The organism is Pseudomonas sp. yb_2, assembly GCF_043103905.1.
In the GTDB taxonomy this organism is placed as follows: Bacteria; Pseudomonadota; Gammaproteobacteria; order Pseudomonadales; family Pseudomonadaceae; genus Aquipseudomonas; species Aquipseudomonas alloputida.
Genome location: NZ_JBICKH010000027.1, coordinates 1 through 16,841 on the forward strand (window position 1 = coordinate 1; position 16,841 = coordinate 16,841).

The following is a 16,841-nucleotide window of genomic DNA, read 5'->3' on the forward strand; positions in this document are numbered from 1 at the left end:
CCACAGGGCCTCCCTTCAGGAATTGTCGTCCGTGCTCGGCACTTGTGGCGCCGGCTCACCTCACACCGTCTTCTGGAGGGTGTGTAGCCCGGGGGCCTGCAGATCCTGTTGGATGGCCGGCCGCGACCGCCCGCCTAGGGCGCGTCGCCGTGGACTGATGTCCGGGCAGTGATTCTGGTGATAAAGATACCGGACGGGTTGCGACAGAGGATTGCGAAGATTGCTCAGATAAATAGCACTTGCGCAATTTTTCACCCTGGATTGATAATTCGCAGCAATCCGAACAGAAAAGGCAAATGCCATGAGCAAACTTGACCGCTACGACCTGAGCATCCTCGCCGAATTGCAGCGCGATGCGCGCATTTCCAACCAGGAACTGGCCGAACGCATCGGCCTGTCGCCATCGCCATGCTCGCGTCGGGTCAAGCAACTGGAGGACGACGGCTATATCTCGCGCCAGGTGGCCCTGCTCGACCGCAAGAAGCTGGGCCTGAGCCTGACCGCCTATGTGTTGATAGGTATGGACCGCCACACCCCGGAGCGCTTTGAAACATTCGAGGCCGCCATCCGCAACCTGCCACAGGTGCTCGAGTGCAGCCTGGTCACCGGCATGGATGCCGACTATCAGTTGAAAGTGGTGGTGCCGGACATGGACCACTACCAGAAACTGCTTCTAGGCAGCCTGACCCGTATCGAAGGCGTCACCAGCGTGCGCTCGAGCTTCGTGCTCAACCAGGTGTTGGCCAGCACCGAGCTGCCATTGACCCACCTGCGTTAATTGCTTGCCCAGCCGACGTATAATCGGACGCTCAACCCGCCTGGAGAACACCGATGGATCCCGCCGTATTCGAAGAATGGATGATGATCATCCTGGTCACCGTGTTGATCGGTTTCATGGGCTTCATCGTCTGGGACCTGGCAAAAAAGTCCAAGGCGGGTAAGTTCGGGACGCTGATCCTGTTCTTCGTGCTGGGCCTGGGGGTGCTGGCCTTCATCATCAAAAGCGTGGTGGTGGGGTTTCTGGAAGGCGTATAAAACATTTCAGGGCCATTCGCGGGCCCTGACCTGAACTAAAGCCTGGCAGGGACCTCCCGCCAGCAACCCTGCTCCAGCCCATCCAGCGCCCAGTCACCAATGCGCACGCGCACCAGGCGCAAGGTCGGCAAGCCCACTGCTGCCGTCATCCGCCGCACCTGGCGGTTACGCCCTTCGCGAATCACCAGTTCCAGCCAGCTGGTCGGCACGCTCTTGCGAAACCGTACCGGCGGGTTACGCGGCCACAGCTCGGGTTCTTCCAGGCGCCGCGCCTCAGCCGGCAAGGTCGGCCCATCGTTCAGCTCAACGCCATCACGCAAGCGCTGCAACTGCTCGTCACTCGGTTCACCCTCCACCTGCACCCAGTAGGTCTTGGCCAGCTTGTGCTTCGGATCGGCAATCCGCGCCTGCAACCCGCCATCGTTGGTCAGCAACAGCAAGCCTTCGCTGTCGCGGTCCAGCCGCCCGGCCGGGTATACGCCCGGAATGTCGATGAAGTCCTTGAGCGTCGCGCGCCCTTCACCGTCGCTGAACTGGGTCAGCACGTCGAACGGTTTGTTGAACAGGATCAGGCGCGGCTCGGCGGGTGGCGCCTTGGCCTGACGACGCGGGCCGGCGGCAGGCCGCGCCTGAGGGCGGCGCGGCTTGTTACGGGGTGGCAGTGACATGAATCCTCAGCGGAACGGCGGCTCATCGAAGCTGCGCAGTTTACGCGAGTGCAGCGAGTTGAGCTCGGTGCGCAGCAGGTCGAGGGCGGCAATGCCGATCTTCAGGTGCTGGCTGACCGCCCGGTTATAGAAGGCGTTGGCCGAACCTGGCAGTTTGATCTCGCTGTGCAGCGGCTTGTCGGACACACACAGCAAGGTGCCGTAAGGCACGCGCAAACGGTAGCCCTGGGCAGCAATGGTGCCGCTTTCCATGTCCACCGCCACGGCACGCGACAGGTTGATCAGCGGGCGTTCCTGGGCCCAGCGCAGCTCCCAGTTACGGTCGTCGTAGGTCAGCACGGTGCCGGTGCGCAGGCGCTTTTTCAACTGCTCGCCACGCTCGCCAGTGACCTGAGCGGCGGCCTCCTGCAAGGCCATCTGTACTTCGGCCAGGGCCGGGATCGGGATATTCGGCGGCACGACCCGGTCGAGAATGCCGTCACGGCGCATATAGGCGTGTGCCAGCACGTAGTCGCCGATGGTCTGCGACTGCCGCAGGCCGCCGCAGTGACCGATCATCAGCCAGCAATGCGGGCGCAGCACGGCCAGGTGGTCGGTGATGTTCTTGGCGTTGGATGGGCCCACACCAATGTTGACCAAGGTAACGCCATCGCCGTCGGCGGCGATCAGGTGGTACGCCGGCATCTGGTAACGGTGCCAGACCACGCTGGCCACCAGGGCCTGGGTTTCGCCATGGTCCATGCCCTTTTCGATCACGACGTTGCCCGGCAGCACCATACGCACGAAGCGCGGGTCGTCACGCAGTTGTTCCAGGCCATGGCTGATGAACTGGTCGACATAGCGGTGGTAGTTGGTCAGCAGGATCCACGGCTGTACATGGCGCCAGTCGCTGCCGGTGTAGTGCACCAGGCGGCGTAGCGAGAAGTCGACGCGCGCGGCATCGAACAACGCCAGTGGCATGATTTCAGCACGGTCCCAGTCGTACAGGCCATCAGCGATGTTGTCGGTTGCCGCCGACAGGTCAGTGCTGGGGAACACTCGCGCCAGCTGGGCAGCGGTAATGCCGCTACCGGCCAGCTCGTCGCCCTGGTCGACCACATAGGGATAAGGGATGTTCTGCTCGCTGACGCCGACTTCTACCGTAACGGTGTAGTCATGCATCAGCGGGCGCAGTTGCTCAAGCAGGTAGCCACGGAACGCAGCGGGCTGGGTGACGGTGACGCTGTAGGTGCCGGCAACCTGGACCTTGGCATAGGCACGGGTGGTGGCGGCGACTTCGCCATGGCTGTAGTAGGTCAGGCGCAGTGCCGGGTAGCGGAACAGGTCGCGCTCATCGGTATCGGGCTCGGTACGGTCCTTCAGGTAACGCTTCAGGGCCTGACTAAGGGCACCTGTGGCCTGTTCATGCAAGGCCGCCAGACGGTCGACGGCCTGTTCGGGGGTATCAACGACTACAAAAGCGTGGCTCACACTGTGCTTCCTGTCTGGACATGCATGTGATCCATCTTGCCTGCCTTCTTGGTTAAATACACCCCCATTGATCGGTGTTGGGTTCATTCGCGGGCAAGCCCGCTGCTACAGCGGCCAGGCAGGCGTAGCCCTTGTGACCAATGCCATCACATCCACACCTCGCGGCAGCGCCCCGTACACCCGGCCACCACCGGCCAAGCGGCTGCCGATAAACGCATCACTGACGTCTGCATTCCCGGCCTCCAGCAGCAGCTTGGCCTGCAACGCCAGGGCAATATCCTCGGTCAGTTGCCGCGCGCGGTACTGCATGTCACCGGTGTCGGCAAACGCCCCCTTGAGGTTGCCGATATGCGCCGCCAGGCGCGGGTCGCCATGCCCGTCACCCAGCTCGACAAACAGTGCATCGAGTACGCCCGGCTCCTTGGACAAGGCCCGCAGCACATCCAGGCACTGCACGTTGCCCGAGCCCTCCCAGGTCGAGTTGACCGGTGCCTCGCGGTACAGCCGTGGCAGAATGCTGTCTTCCACATAACCCGCGCCACCCAGGCATTCGGCGGCCTCGTTGATCATGGCCGGCGCACGTTTGCAGATCCAGTACTTGCCCACCGCCGTGACCAGCCGGGCAAAATGCGCCTGTTGCGGGTCGTCGAGTTGCTCCAGCGCCTGGCCCATGCGCAAGCTCAGGGCGAGCGCAGCCTCGCTTTCCAGGGCCAGGTCGGCCAGCACGTTCTGCATCAATGGCTGCTCGTTCAGCACCCGCCCGCCGACCTTGCGATGCGCGCAATGGTGGGCCGCCTGCGTCAACGCCTGGCGCATCAGTGCGCTGGAGCCGACCATGCAGTCGAACCGGGTCATGGCGACCATCTCGATGATGGTCGGCACGCCGCGTCCCTCTTCGCCGATCATCCACGCCAGCGCACCGCGGAACTCCACCTCGCTGGAGGCGTTGGAGCTGTTGCCCAGCTTGTTCTTCAGGCGCTGGATATAGAACTGGTTGCGGTTGTCATCGGGGCGGTGGCGCGGCAACAGGAAGCAGCTCAGGCCTTTTTCGGTTTGCGCCAAGGTCAGGAAAGCGTCGCACATCGGCGCCGAGCAGAACCACTTGTGGCCAACCAGCTCATAAGCCTGCCCCGGGCCCGGCGCACCGACCGGATAGGCCCGGGTAGTGTTGGCGCGCACATCGGTGCCGCCCTGCTTTTCGGTCATGGCCATGCCCAGGGTGACCCCGGCCTTGTGCCGGTCGCCAATGTTGCGCGGGTCATATTCGCAGGCAAGGACCTTCGGCAGCCAGTATTCAGCCAGCTCAGGCTGCAGGCGCAATGCCGGCACGGCGGCAAACGTCATGGTCAGCGGGCAACCGGTGCCGGCCTCGGCCTGGCTGTGCAGGTAGGTCATCGACGCCCGTGCAACATGGGCGCCAGCACGGGGTTCGGCCCATGGTAAAGAAGGCAGGCCATGTTCGACGGCGGTACGCATCAGCTCATGGTAGGCCGGGTGGAACTCGACTAGGTCGATGCGATGGCCATAGCGGTCGTGGCTGCTGAACTCGGGTTTGTGCGCGTTGGCCAGGAAGCCTGCCTGCATCAGCGGGCCGCCGGCCAGGGCACCATAGGCGTCGATCCGCGACTCGGCCCAGCCCGCGCCAAAACGCCTTGACCATTCTTGCAAGGGCAGGTCGAGGCGGTACAGGTTGGCACCGTCGAGCGGCGGCGGCTGGTTGGTGACTTCGTGGGTTTCAGCGTACTGGTGCAGGCTCATCGGGGGGCTCCTGGATCCGGGTAGGCTTGAGAGACCCAGTGAAGCACTGCTTGCGGGGTAGTCAAAGGGGTATTAATGACTAAACGTGTGGTTGCAGGCGTGCGCGCGCGTAGGAGCGGGTTTACCCGCGAATACGGTGGCGGCGGCAACGGTGAACGGCGGCTGGATATCGGCCAGCAGACCCGGCCCTTTCGCGGGTGAACCCGCTCCTACAGCGAGCGCCTCACCTGCAGCAGGTTCGGGCTCATCTGCACCTGCGAAATCGCGACATTCAAACTCAACTCGAAGCGGCTGCCCAGCCCGCGCGTCGATTCATGCGCCAATCTGGCCCCCAGCAACTCCCCCATCTGCCGGCAAATCGACAACCCAATCCCCAAACCGCCATACCGCCGGGTCATCGAACCGTCGACCTGGAAGAACCGCTGGTACAGGATCGACTGCTCCAGATCATCGAAACCGATACCGCTGTCGCTGACGGTAAAGGTCAACGCCAGATCATCCGGCCCCACCCGGCGGCCGCGCACCTGGATCATCACACCGCCCTGATGAGTGAACTTCAAACCGTTGTCCACCAGGCAACCCAGGCAGTGCGCCAGCTTCTGCCCGTCACCGAGCAACCCGTCCGGCAGGTCGGCCGGAATGTCCAGGCTCAGGTACAGGCCTTTGCCCAGCGCCTGCCCGGCATAACCGGCGCGCAAACCCTGCAACAGGGCGCGCAGGCTGAACGGTGCCGGCTGCGCCCGCAGGCGGCCGGCCTGCAGTTCGGACAGGGTAAGAATGGCATCGACCATATCCATCATGCCTTGGGCAGACCCCACAGCCGTGTGATGGTACTGAGCCATTTCAGCCCCCATCGGCAGGGTGTGCATCAGCTCGAGCGAGCCAATCACTCCGTTCATCGGGGTACGCAGCTCATGAGTCACGCTGGCCAGGAACTCGTCCTTCAGGCGATTGCTCCTGGCCAGTTGCAGGTTCAGTTGCTCCAGCGTACGCCCAGTGTCGCGCAAGGTCTGTGCCTGCTGCTCGCGCAGGCTGTTGATGCGGTCGGCCAGTGCCAGCGACAGCAAGGCCACTTCCAAGGCCGAACCCAGCTGGCTGGCGTACATGGTGATGAACACGTTCGGCAGGTAGCCCAGCACCATCAAGGTGTTGACCAGTCCGCCAAGCAGGAACGCCGTCCAGGCGATGATGAACCAGCGCGCCACTCGCAAGCCGCGCCACCAGGCATACAGGCCGGCGCTGAAGACGCTTATGGTGAACAGCAGCGCCAGCAGCGTGGCCATGCGCAGCGCAATGCCGTAAGGCATGCTCACCGCCAGTACCATGACCAGCGCCCCCCCCAGCATCAGCAGTTGCAACAGGCGATCGAAGCCACGGTTGAGGCTGCCCAGTTGCAGGAAGTGCCGGGCGAACTGGCAACCGAACAGCCCGGCTGCACCAATGAACAAAGGCGTGGAGGCGTTCGCCCACCAAGGGCTGTCTGGCCAGAAATAGGCTACACCGGCGCCGTTCACCGAGACCTGGTAAAGGCCGAACGAAGCTATGTAAAGGATGTAATAGAGGTAGCTGACGTCACGCACGCTGAGGTAGATGAACAGGTTGTACACCAGCATCACCAGTAACACGCCGTAGATCATCCCCAGCACATACAGGCGCGTGGGCTGCTCTTCCAGATAGGCTTCAGGGGACCATAACGCCAGCGGCGCTTGCACCGAACCCTGGCTGTGCAGCCGCAGGTACGCGGTGGTCACCTTGCCAGGTGGCAGTTGCAGTTCGAACAAGTAGTTGTTCTGCCGGATCTGCCGGCTGTCGTAGGGCAAGGCATCGCCGGTGCGCTGCGCCAGGCGGTACAAGCCGCTGCTGTCAGGCAAATACAGTTCGAGGTGATCCAGCGGCGGGTAGGCCAACTCCAGCAGCCATGACCGCGGGGCAGCGTTGGGCGCGGCAGTGGGGCGCAGTTCTACCTTGAGCCAGAACACCGAGGTGGAGTAACCGGCGTTCAGCACATCCTCATGGTGGGGCTGAAAGTGTTGGGCGAAACCGGGGGCACTGACCTGAGCGATGCTGGCATTGCCATCGGGGTCTTCATAAACCTGCATGGCCTTGCCCAGTGGAAGATGCCGGGTAGCGTCGTCGAAATCGACCGCTCCGGCCAGCACGGGCAGCAAACCCAGAAGCACAATCAGCAAATAGCGCATACAGCCCCAGCATGGCCTGTCCGGTCGCGTCGCGGTAGCCTCCCATCCGTTTGAGACGACGTGATCCTGCAGAACCCGTTTATCGAGTTATCCGAGCACTCTAGCATAGCCTCACAACCTGGCAATCGGCCACATAAAAACACAAAGAAAAGGCTCTAAATCAATGCTTTCAATAGAAAACCAATCAATAACCTGACCGATCGATCAGTAAAACTCGTTTGTCGGACGATCCGCCCAAACAGGTTTGGTGGTAAGCTCGCCGACCATGAATACCTACAGCTCCCGCCCCGTTGTCCTCTGTCTCTCCGGCCACGACCCCAGTGGCGGCGCCGGCTTGCAGGCAGATATCGAAGCCCTGATCGCCCAAGGCTGCCACGCTGCACCTGCAGTGACCGCCCTGACCGTGCAGGATACCGTCAACGTTTCCGACTTCCGCGTGCTCGACCGCGAGTGGGTGCTGGCCCAGGCCAATGCCGTGCTGGCCGACTCCACGGTGGCCGCCGTCAAGTTGGGCATGCTCGGCTCGATCGAGATGGTCGACACCGTCGCCGAACTGCTGGCCGCCCACCCTCACCTGCCGCTGGTCTGCGACCCGGTGCTGCGTGCCGGTGGCGGTGGCCGCCTGGGCAAGGACGAAGTGGGCTACGCCCTGCGTGAACGGTTGCTGCCGCTGGCGACCATCGCCACGCCGAACCTGCCCGAAGCACGCATCCTCGCAGAACTGCCCGAGGGCACCGCTGACGAATGTGCCGAGAAACTGTTGCCGTTCTGTAGACACCTGCTGATTACCGGCGGTCACGGCGACGAAGACGAAATCCACAACCGCCTGTACACCCAGGACGGCCAGCACTTCACTTGGACTTGCCAGCGCCTGCCGGGCAGCTACCATGGCTCGGGCTGCACCCTGGCCAGCGCCCTGGCCGGCCGCCTGGCGCTCGGCGAGCAGTTGGAAAGCGCCGTGCGCACCGCCCTGGACTACACCTGGCGCACCCTGCGTGACGCCGAGCAACTGGGCAAGGGCCAATACGTGCCGCGCCGCCTGCCCCTGGACTTCTGCTCCTGATACGAGGCCTTCAATGAAGCTACGCGGTCTGTACGCCATCACCGACAGCCAGCTGCTCGCCGGCCGTTTCCTGTCCCATGTCGAGGCGGCCCTGGAAGGCGGCGTGTGTCTGCTGCAGTACCGCGACAAGAGCGACGATGCTGCGCGCCGCCTGCGTGAAGCCGAAGGGCTGATGAAGCTCTGCGAGCGTTACGGCACCCAGTTGCTGATCAACGACGACGCCGAACTGGCCGCCCGCCTGGGTGTCGGCGTGCACCTGGGCCAGACCGACGGCCCGCTGACCCCGGCCCGCGCACTGCTCGGCCGTCAGGCAATCATCGGCTCCACCTGCCACGCCAGCCTCGAACTGGCCGCCCAGGCTGCCAGCGAAGGCGCCAGCTACGTGGCCTTTGGCCGCTTCTTCAATTCTGTCACTAAGCCGGGCGCGCCCGCTGCCAACGTCGGCCTGCTCGAGCAGGCCCGCGCCCAGGTGAAACTGCCGATCGCCGTGATCGGCGGCATCACCCTCGACAACGCCGCCCCGTTGGTCGCCCACGGCGCCGACCTGCTGGCGGTGATCCACGGCTTGTTCGGTGCCGACAGCGCGCAGGAAGTCACCCGCCGCGCCCGCGCCTTCAACGCCTTGTTCGCATCCTGATTCGAGAGATACTTCCATGTCCCGTTCCGAAGCCCTGTTCGCCCAAGCCCAGAAGCACATCCCTGGCGGTGTCAACTCGCCAGTCCGCGCTTTCAAGAGCGTTGGCGGCACGCCGCTGTTCTTCAAGCATGCCGAAGGCGCCTATGTCGTTGACGAGGACGACAAACGCTACGTCGACTACGTCGGCTCCTGGGGCCCGATGATCCTCGGCCACGGCCACCCGGACGTGCTGGACTCGGTACGCAGGCAGCTGGAGCACGGCCTGTCCTACGGCGCGCCGACCGCCATGGAAACCGAGATGGCCGACCTGGTCTGCTCGATCGTACCGTCGATGGAAATGGTGCGCATGGTCAGCTCGGGCACTGAAGCCACCATGAGTGCCATCCGTCTGGCCCGTGGCTACACTGGCCGTGACGCCATCATCAAGTTCGAAGGCTGCTACCACGGCCACTCCGACAGCCTGCTGGTAAAAGCCGGCTCGGGCTTGCTGACCCAAGGCGTGCCAAGCTCGGCAGGCGTGCCAGCGGACTTCGCCAAGCACACCCTGACCCTGCCGTTCAACGACATCGCCGCCGTCGAGAAGACCCTGGCCGAAGTTGGCCAGACCGTGGCCTGCATCATCGTGGAGCCAGTGGCCGGCAACATGAACTGCGTACCACCGGCACCGGGTTTCCTCGAAGGCCTGCGCGAGCAATGCGACAAGCATGGCGTGGTGCTGATCTTCGACGAAGTGATGACCGGTTTCCGCGTCTCGCTCGGCGGCGCCCAGGGCCATTACGGCATCAAGCCGGACCTGTCGACCTTCGGCAAGATCGTCGGTGGCGGCATGCCGGTCGGCTGTTTCGGCGGCAAGCGTGAAATCATGGGCTGCATCGCCCCGCTCGGCCCGGTCTACCAGGCCGGCACCCTGTCGGGCAATCCGCTGGCCATGGCCGCCGGCCTGACCACCCTCAAGCTGATCAGCCGCCCAGGCTTCCACGCCGAGCTGACCGACTACACCAGCCGCATGCTTGACGGCCTGCAGCAACGCGCCGATGCCGCTGGTGTGCCATTCGTCACCACCCAGGCCGGTGCCATGTTCGGCCTGTACTTCAGCGGCGCCGACGATATCGTCACCTTCGAAGACGTGATGGCCAGCGATGCCGAGCGCTTCAAGCGCTTCTTCCACCTGATGCTCGACGGTGGCGTGTACCTGGCACCGAGCGCATTCGAAGCGGGCTTCACCTCCATCGCCCATGGCGACAAGGAGCTGCAGATCACCCTGGATGCGGCTGAGAAAGCCTTTGCTGCCCTGAAGTGATGGCCAGCCTGTACCGGCCTCTTCGCGAGCAACCCCACGCCTACACTCATGAAAGCGACACCCCCTTGTAGGCGCCGGTTCACCCGCGAAGAGGCCGGCACAGGCAATAAATACGCACGCACAATCAGCTGACTTCCCCAACCAAGCAGAAATTCGAGTAAAACTTTGTAAGGTTGGCGCTGCTTATCCCATAATGTGCCACCAGAGACATTGGCCGCAGCTTTGCAGAGGTAAGTCGATCCCCATGAACCGCACCGGCCGCGCCCTGACCCTGGGCTGCCTGTTGCTTCTTCAGCCCCTGCTGGCCCTGGCGGAGGGCGGTAACTCGTTGCTGATTCCGGCGACGGGCCGCTGCACCTTGAACGTTCAGCCTGAAGACCTGGCAAACGCCCTCAAGGCCTGCGAGCAGACGGCGACTGCGGGGGATGCCCAGGCGCAATTCGAACTGGGCGAGTATTACTACACGCAAACGCCAAAAAACCTGGGCAAAGCCCTGGACTGGTTCCAGAAGGCATCGCTGCAAGGCCAAGCCGACGCCCAATACCGTCTGGGTGCCATGTTCTTCCATGGCGAAGGGGTCAAGGCCAACAACGTGCAGGCCTACATCCTGCTGAAAATGGCTGCGGTCAATGGCGCCGAAGATGCGCTGGACATGGCCGACGAAGTGACCGAGCAAATGCCCCGCGACGAACTGGAGCATGCCACCCAGGTGCTCGGCCAGATTTTCCGCAAGTACCTGCTCGAACTGCAGAACGCCGAAGGGCGCACGCCGTTCTCGCCACTTCCCTGAAGGTCACTTTTCCGGCATTGGCATCGGGAACGGCATCACATTGCCTCCACCCTTGGCCTCGCTGATCTTCGCCGTGCCCAGGCGCTCCACCTCATCGATGCGCACAATCGAGTGCATCGGCACGAAACTGCGGACCACTCCGTCGAACTGGCTCTTGAGCTTCTCCTCACTCGGGTCCACTACCAGTTGCGAGCGCTCGCCGAACACGAACTCCTCGATTTCCAGAAAGCCCCACAGGTCACTCTGGTAGATCTGCTTGGCGTACATCTCGAAGACCTGACCCTGGTTCAGGAAGATCACTTTATAGATGGCGGGTTCGCGTTTGCTCATGTTCGGCCAGATAACACATGCGTAAGAAAAGGTGGGCATGATACCTGTTCTGGCCTGTTCACGGGTGGACCCACGCCCACAGGATCCCCACCGCCCTTGCCGGAGCGGGTTGACCCGCGGGGAGGCCAGAACAGCCTGTACATACCGTTGAACGTTTCAGTGCTTTCGCCACTGCCATTCAAGGGTTATTCTTGAGTTCAACTCCATCGCCGTCGAGCGGCTAAAAACGACCTTGAACGCACCCATAGAACCCCATCGTTTCATCCTCGAACCCTTCGAGGCCCACCGTTTCGCCAACTTGTGCGGCCAGTTCGACGAGCACCTGCGCCTGATCGAACAGCGCCTGGCCATCGAGATCCGCAACCGCGGCAATCAGTTCGAACTGATCGGCGAACCCAGGACCACCTCCGCTGCAGAACAGCTGCTGCGCCGTCTCTATCGCGAGACCAAGGCCACCGACCTGTCACCGGAAACCGTGCACCTGTACCTGCAGGAGTCGGCTGTCGAGAACATCGACAACCCGGCCGTCAACGAGGTCAGCGTGTCGCTGCGCACGCGCAAGGGCAATATCCGCCCGCGCGGGCTCAACCAGCAGCGCTACGTCAAGGAAATCCTGGCCAACGACATCAATTTCGGCATCGGCCCGGCCGGTACCGGCAAGACCTACCTGGCCGTAGCCTGCGCCGTGGACGCGCTGGAACGCGAACAGGTGCGCCGCATCCTGCTGGTGCGCCCGGCGGTCGAGGCGGGTGAGAAGCTCGGTTTCCTGCCCGGCGACCTGGCACAGAAGATCGACCCGTACCTGCGCCCGCTGTACGACGCCCTGTACGAAATGCTCGGCTTCGAACATGTGGCCAAGCTGATCGAACGCCAGGTGATCGAAATCGCCCCTCTGGCCTACATGCGTGGCCGCACCCTGAACAATAGCTTCATCATCCTCGACGAAAGCCAGAACACCACGCTCGAGCAGATGAAGATGTTCCTGACCCGCATCGGCTTCGGCTCCACCGCAGTGATCACCGGTGACATCACCCAGGTCGACCTGCCCCGTGGCACCAAGTCGGGCCTGGCGCACGTCATCGAGGTGTTGAAGGACGTTCCGGGGATCAGCTTTACCCATTTCCAACCCAAGGATGTGGTTCGTCACCCACTGGTTCAGCGTATCGTCGAAGCCTACGACCGCTTCGAAGCCCGCCAGCCCAAGCCCGAGGCGCCCGGCAAAGATGCTTGAACTTGATATCCAACGGGTCACGGATGCTGCCACTCCAGAAGACGCCGCCTTGCGCCGCTGGTGCGAATTGGCGTTGCGCCAGCGCAGCGCCGACTCGGAAATGACCATTCGCCTGGTCGACGAAGCCGAAGGCCGCGAGCTGAACCACACCTACCGGCACAAGGACTACGCGACCAATGTGTTGTCGTTCCCGGCCGATGTGCCCGATGACCTGCTCGATATCCCGCTGCTGGGTGACCTGGTCATCTGTGTAGCGGTGGTCGAGCGCGAAGCGGCCGAACAAGGCAAATCGCTGGAAGCGCACTGGGCGCACCTGGTCATCCACGGTTGCCTGCACTTGCTCGGCTACGACCACATCGAGGATGAGGAAGCCGAGGAAATGGAAAGCCTGGAACGGGAATTGCTGGCAGAACTGGGTCACCCCGACCCGTATGCCGATGATGAAACCGACACAATCACACACTGATACACGAAGGATCACGAGAACCGCCATGAGCGAAGATCGATCGAGCAACGGGCAGAAGTCCTGGCTGGGTAAACTGACCCAGGCTTTTGCCCATGAGCCGAAAAACCGCCAGGAGCTGCTTGAGCTGCTGCGCGAAGCCCATCAGAACAAATTGCTGGACAGCGAAGCGCTGACCATCGTCGAAGGCGCCATTCAGGTCGCCGACCTGCAAGTTCGCGACATCATGGTGCCGCGTTCGCAGATGAACAGCATCAAGGCCGGCCAGTCGCCTCGCGAGTTCCTGCCGGCGGTGATCGACGCCGCGCACTCGCGCTACCCGGTAATCGGCGAAAGCCATGACGATGTGCTCGGGATCCTGCTCGCCAAAGACTTGCTGCCGTTGATCCTCAAGGAGAACGGCGACAGCTTCAACATCAAGGACCTGCTGCGCCCGGCCACCTTCGTGCCCGAGTCCAAGCGCCTGAACGTGTTGCTGCGTGAATTCCGCGCCAACCACAACCACATGGCCATCGTCATCGACGAATATGGCGGCGTGGCGGGCTTGGTCACCATTGAGGACGTGCTGGAGCAGATCGTCGGCGATATCGAAGACGAGCACGACGTCGAGGAAGACAGCTACATCAAACCACTGCCCAGCGGTGATTTCCTGGTCAAAGCGCTTACCCCGATCGAGAACTTCAACGAGTTCTTCGACAGCGAGTTCTCCGATGACGAGTTCGACACGGTCGGCGGCCTGGTGATGAGCGCCTTTGGCCACCTGCCCAAGCGCAACGAAACCACTGAGATCGGGTCTTACAAGTTCCGTATTCTCAACGCCGACAGCCGGCGGATACACTTGCTGCGCCTGACCCCGATCACCCGTTAAGGACAAACATGCGTTGGATCACCCGCCCCGGCTGGCCCGGTAACCTGCTGGCCCTGGCGGCCGGTGCTTCCACCCTCCTGGCCCTGGCGCCGTTCGACATCTGGCCGTTGGCGGTGCTGTCCATCGCAGTGCTCTACCTTGGCCTGCGCGAGCTCAGCCCGCGCCAGGCCATGTGGCGTGGCTGGTGGTTTGGGTTTGGCCTGTATGGCGCCGGCACCTGGTGGATCTACGTCAGCATGAACACCTACGGCGGCGCCTCGCCGCTGCTGGCAATCGTGTTGCTGCTGGCGTTCTTCGCCGCACTGGCCTGGTTCTTCGCCCTGCCCACCTGGCTGTGGGCGCGCTGGCTACGGCGCAACGAAGCACCACTGGCCGACGCCCTGTGCTTCGCCGCCCTCTGGCTACTGCAAGAGGCCTTCCGCGGCTGGTTCCTGACCGGCTTCCCCTGGCTCTACGCCGGCTATAGCCAACTGGACGGCCCGTTGGCCGGCCTTGCGCCGCTGGGCGGGGTATGGCTGATTTCCTTCAGCCTCGCCCTCACCGCCGCCCTGCTGTGCAACCTGCACCGCCTGCGCACCCGCCCCTCGTTCCTGGCCGTGGCCAGCGTGCTGTTGCTGGCCCCCTGGGTGCTGGGCCTGGCGCTCAAGGGCCATGCCTGGACCATTCCGGCAGGCGATCCGCTGAAAGTGGCGGCGATCCAGGGCAACGTCGAGCAGGACCTGAAATGGGACCCCGCGCACATCGACGCGCAACTGGCGCTATACCGCGACCTGAGCTTCAGCTCCAGGCCGGTGGACCTGCTGGTGTGGCCGGAAACCGCCGTTCCGGTGCTCAAGGACCAGGCCCAGGGCTACATCGACGTGATGGGCCGCTTCGCCGCCGAGCGCCACTCGGCGCTGATCACGGGCGTGCCGGTGCGTGAAGAAGTGCACCACCAGCGCCGCTACTACAACGGCATCACCGTCACTGGCGAAGGCGACGGCACCTACCTCAAGCAGAAGCTGGTGCCATTTGGCGAGTATGTGCCGCTGCAAGACGTGCTGCGTGGGGCCATCGAGTTCTTCAACCTGCCCATGTCCGACTTCGCCCGCGGTCCGGAAGACCAGCCGCTGCTGCAGGCCAAGGGCTACCAGATTGCCCCTTACATCTGCTACGAGGTGGTCTACCCCGAGTTCGCCGCCGGCCTGGCTGCGCGTAGCGACCTGCTGCTGACCATCAGCAACGACACCTGGTTCGGCAAATCGATCGGCCCCTTGCAGCACCTGCAGATGGCGCAGATGCGCGCGCTGGAAGCCGGCCGCTGGATGATCCGCGCCACCAACAACGGCGTGACCGCGCTGATCGACCCGTTTGGCCGCATTACCACGCAGATTCCGCAGTTCCAGCAGGCCGTGCTGTATGGCGAGGTGGTGCCGATGCAGCAGCTGACGCCTTACCTGCAATGGCGCTCATGGCCGCTGGCGATTGTCTGTGCATTGCTGCTGGGCTGGGCGTTGCTGGCAGGGCGTATTGCAAAAACCGTCTGACTGGCGATACGCGGCCACTGTAGGAGCGGGTTTACCCGCGAATACGGTAGTCGCGGCAACGGTGAACGGCGGGTGGAGATTGGCCAGCAGGGCAGGCCCTTTCGCGGGCAAGCCCGGTCCTACAGGGGATTATGTAAGCCGGTGAATCAGTAGAACACCCGATACCCCACCAACCCCACCACTTCATTGAACAACTGCCCGCTCTGCCACATCGCCCGGCTCTCTGGCAGCAGCCCGCCAAACGGCCGCGCATGATCGCGCCCAAGGAACCCCACCGGCGCCGGCACCACCTCGAACCCCGCCTGTTCAAAACTCCAGCGTGAGCGCTGCATGTGCCAGGCCTGGGTCACCAGCACCACCCGGCGAAATCCCAAAGGCTGCAGCACCTTGGCCGTCAGCTGAGCATTTTCCCAGGTCGTGCGGCTGGCCTCTTCGCGCCATTTCACCTCGACAGCGAAATCTTCATGCAAGCGTTCCGCCATCAGCCTCGCCTCGCTGGGCGGCGTGCCGTAATGCAACCCACCACTGGTCAACACTGGCAGGCCCGAGGCCTTGGCCAGCCGCGCGGCAAAGCGCATACGTTCCAGTGCCGTGGCCGTGGGCTGGTCACTGCCACCCCAGGCCGGGTCCCCGCGCTCGCGCCCGGCGCCCAGCACCACAATGGCATCCGCCCGGCTCGCCAGGCCGGCCCAGTCGCTCACGGCCAGCGGCGGCTCACTTTCCAGCACACGGGCGGTTTCCTGCACCACCAGCGGCAGGCTCATCAACCACAGGCCACCCAGCCCTACGCTAAAGCAAAGCACCGCCAACCGGGGCCGACGCGTACGCAGCCACCATGCCGCAAGCAGCAGCAAGAACAGCACGCCTGGCGGCATCAGCCATTGTTTGATGAAGAATCGGATCGGCATCGGCCACACCTCCTTGGCAGGCGTGCAGCCTAGAAGGATCGACGCCGGTCAACAAGTGCGTACCGGCGTCGATCTTGAGTTGTGTGATAGTGAAGAACCGGCGCGCGATAGCCTGCGCCTGGCGTCCTGAACGGCTAGCGATGTGGCAGCGTCCTGGATCTCGCCGTACTGGCGGGGCGTTTCTTGTCCTTGAGCCAGATGATCTTGGCCGATGTCGGCTCCGCTTGTGGGTAACTGCCGACAGGGGCATTGTGGCGCTCCGGAAGGGATTCCAGGTAGGCCTTGATCACTTCGAACTCTGCGTGGCTCAGGCCACGCAACTCAAGCTCAGCTGGCATCTCGTCGCGCAATCGCACCGAGGTCCTGGCCGTTTCCAGTGCCAGGCCAAGCCGGTCGATCAGGCGCTCGTAAAGCTCCGGTCTGATTGCGGGTAGCTGCGTCTCTCCCATCCGTTCACCTCATTGAAGGTAAGAATATCTCCCCCCACACCTGAGCTTAGCGTCGCTGCAAAAAGCAGCCGTGCGCCGCGACCAGCGGCCATTCGCAACGAAGGTTTCCCACGATGCGCGGCGCTGCTGTATGCTACGGCGTTCACT

The 16,841-nt window shown here is 63.2% G+C and carries 18 protein-coding genes; 11 read left to right on the forward strand and 7 right to left on the reverse strand.

Annotation, left to right across the window (positions count from 1 at the left end; genetic code table 11):
* Window positions 1-301 precede the first annotated feature (301 nt).
* Both ACF8FB_RS05880 and ACF8FB_RS05885 read left to right on the forward strand, forming a co-directional pair.
* Complete coding sequence (locus ACF8FB_RS05880) at window positions 302-778, forward strand: Lrp/AsnC family transcriptional regulator (RefSeq protein ID WP_003249795.1); 477 nt, start codon at window positions 302-304, stop codon at window positions 776-778.
* A gap of 53 nt (window positions 779-831) precedes the next feature.
* On the forward strand, window positions 832-1,035 hold the full coding sequence (locus tag ACF8FB_RS05885; protein ID WP_003249787.1) for a DUF2788 domain-containing protein: 204 nt from the start codon (window positions 832-834) through the stop codon (window positions 1,033-1,035).
* Between the two features lie 35 nt (window positions 1,036-1,070).
* On the opposite strand, the gene ACF8FB_RS05890 is transcribed toward ACF8FB_RS05885, so the two are convergent.
* From ACF8FB_RS05890 to ACF8FB_RS05900, 3 genes are all read right to left on the reverse strand, one after another.
* Window positions 1,071-1,703, reverse strand: a complete 633-nt coding sequence (locus tag ACF8FB_RS05890) for a pseudouridine synthase (protein ID WP_049586600.1) — start codon at window positions 1,701-1,703, stop codon at window positions 1,071-1,073.
* Window positions 1,704-1,709: 6 nt separating this feature from the next.
* On the reverse strand, window positions 1,710-3,173 hold the full coding sequence (gene amn, locus ACF8FB_RS05895) for an AMP nucleosidase (RefSeq protein WP_014592520.1): 1,464 nt from the start codon (window positions 3,171-3,173) through the stop codon (window positions 1,710-1,712).
* A gap of 105 nt (window positions 3,174-3,278) precedes the next feature.
* Window positions 3,279-4,931 carry an acyl-CoA dehydrogenase family protein gene (locus ACF8FB_RS05900; RefSeq protein ID WP_392511117.1) on the reverse strand — a complete coding sequence of 551 codons (1,653 nt, stop codon included), beginning with the start codon at window positions 4,929-4,931 and terminating at the stop codon, window positions 3,279-3,281.
* A gap of 75 nt (window positions 4,932-5,006) precedes the next feature.
* On the opposite strand from ACF8FB_RS05900, the gene ACF8FB_RS05905 reads away from it, so the two are divergent.
* The gene (locus tag ACF8FB_RS05905) at window positions 5,007-5,132 is read left to right on the forward strand and encodes a diguanylate phosphodiesterase (protein WP_196250024.1); all 126 of its coding nucleotides are present in this window, start codon (window positions 5,007-5,009) and stop codon (window positions 5,130-5,132) included.
* Window positions 5,133-5,140: 8 nt separating this feature from the next.
* Here ACF8FB_RS05905 and ACF8FB_RS05910 read toward each other — a convergent pair whose 3' ends face one another.
* Window positions 5,141-7,129 (reverse strand): sensor histidine kinase, encoded by a 1,989-nt coding sequence (locus ACF8FB_RS05910; protein ID WP_392511118.1) that lies wholly within the window; start codon window positions 7,127-7,129, stop codon window positions 5,141-5,143.
* 265 nt (window positions 7,130-7,394) lie between these two features.
* On the opposite strand from ACF8FB_RS05910, the gene ACF8FB_RS05915 reads away from it, so the two are divergent.
* From ACF8FB_RS05915 to ACF8FB_RS05930, 4 genes are all read left to right on the forward strand, one after another.
* The gene (locus ACF8FB_RS05915; RefSeq protein WP_010955404.1) at window positions 7,395-8,192 is read left to right on the forward strand and encodes a hydroxymethylpyrimidine/phosphomethylpyrimidine kinase; all 798 of its coding nucleotides are present in this window, start codon (window positions 7,395-7,397) and stop codon (window positions 8,190-8,192) included.
* A gap of 13 nt (window positions 8,193-8,205) precedes the next feature.
* The gene (gene thiE / locus ACF8FB_RS05920) at window positions 8,206-8,829 is read left to right on the forward strand and encodes a thiamine phosphate synthase (protein ID WP_004576913.1); all 624 of its coding nucleotides are present in this window, start codon (window positions 8,206-8,208) and stop codon (window positions 8,827-8,829) included.
* Window positions 8,830-8,845: 16 nt separating this feature from the next.
* Window positions 8,846-10,129 carry a glutamate-1-semialdehyde 2,1-aminomutase gene (gene hemL, locus ACF8FB_RS05925; RefSeq protein WP_010955406.1) on the forward strand — a complete coding sequence of 428 codons (1,284 nt, stop codon included), beginning with the start codon at window positions 8,846-8,848 and terminating at the stop codon, window positions 10,127-10,129.
* Between the two features lie 244 nt (window positions 10,130-10,373).
* Window positions 10,374-10,919 (forward strand): tetratricopeptide repeat protein, encoded by a 546-nt coding sequence (locus ACF8FB_RS05930; protein WP_004576914.1) that lies wholly within the window; start codon window positions 10,374-10,376, stop codon window positions 10,917-10,919.
* A gap of 3 nt (window positions 10,920-10,922) precedes the next feature.
* Here the strand turns inward: ACF8FB_RS05930 and ACF8FB_RS05935 are convergent, their stop codons facing one another.
* Window positions 10,923-11,249 (reverse strand): DUF1820 family protein, encoded by a 327-nt coding sequence (locus tag ACF8FB_RS05935; protein WP_003249769.1) that lies wholly within the window; start codon window positions 11,247-11,249, stop codon window positions 10,923-10,925.
* 232 nt (window positions 11,250-11,481) lie between these two features.
* Here ACF8FB_RS05935 and ACF8FB_RS05940 point away from each other — a divergent pair, with 232 nt between their 5' ends.
* From ACF8FB_RS05940 to lnt, 4 genes are read left to right on the forward strand one after another with little or no spacing between them, the layout of a single operon-like run.
* Window positions 11,482-12,480: a PhoH family protein gene (locus ACF8FB_RS05940; RefSeq protein ID WP_014592526.1), complete on the forward strand. Its 999-nt coding sequence runs from the start codon at window positions 11,482-11,484 to the stop codon at window positions 12,478-12,480.
* Complete coding sequence (ybeY, locus tag ACF8FB_RS05945; protein WP_392511119.1) at window positions 12,473-12,946, forward strand: rRNA maturation RNase YbeY; 474 nt, start codon at window positions 12,473-12,475, stop codon at window positions 12,944-12,946. Before ACF8FB_RS05940 ends, ybeY begins: the two co-directional genes overlap by 8 nt.
* A gap of 25 nt (window positions 12,947-12,971) precedes the next feature.
* Window positions 12,972-13,811, forward strand: coding sequence for an HlyC/CorC family transporter (locus tag ACF8FB_RS05950; RefSeq protein WP_003249762.1), 840 nt, complete (start codon window positions 12,972-12,974; stop codon window positions 13,809-13,811).
* 8 nt (window positions 13,812-13,819) lie between these two features.
* Window positions 13,820-15,337: an apolipoprotein N-acyltransferase gene (gene lnt, locus ACF8FB_RS05955; RefSeq protein WP_019437045.1), complete on the forward strand. Its 1,518-nt coding sequence runs from the start codon at window positions 13,820-13,822 to the stop codon at window positions 15,335-15,337.
* Window positions 15,338-15,483: 146 nt separating this feature from the next.
* Here the strand turns inward: lnt and ACF8FB_RS05960 are convergent, their stop codons facing one another.
* Window positions 15,484-16,245 carry a YdcF family protein gene (locus ACF8FB_RS05960; protein WP_392511120.1) on the reverse strand — a complete coding sequence of 254 codons (762 nt, stop codon included), beginning with the start codon at window positions 16,243-16,245 and terminating at the stop codon, window positions 15,484-15,486.
* A 134-nt stretch (window positions 16,246-16,379) separates the two neighbouring features.
* Entirely contained in the window at window positions 16,380-16,694 is a 315-nt protein-coding gene (locus ACF8FB_RS05965) for a hypothetical protein (RefSeq protein ID WP_010955411.1), read from the reverse strand.
* Window positions 16,695-16,841: the final 147 nt, after the last annotated feature.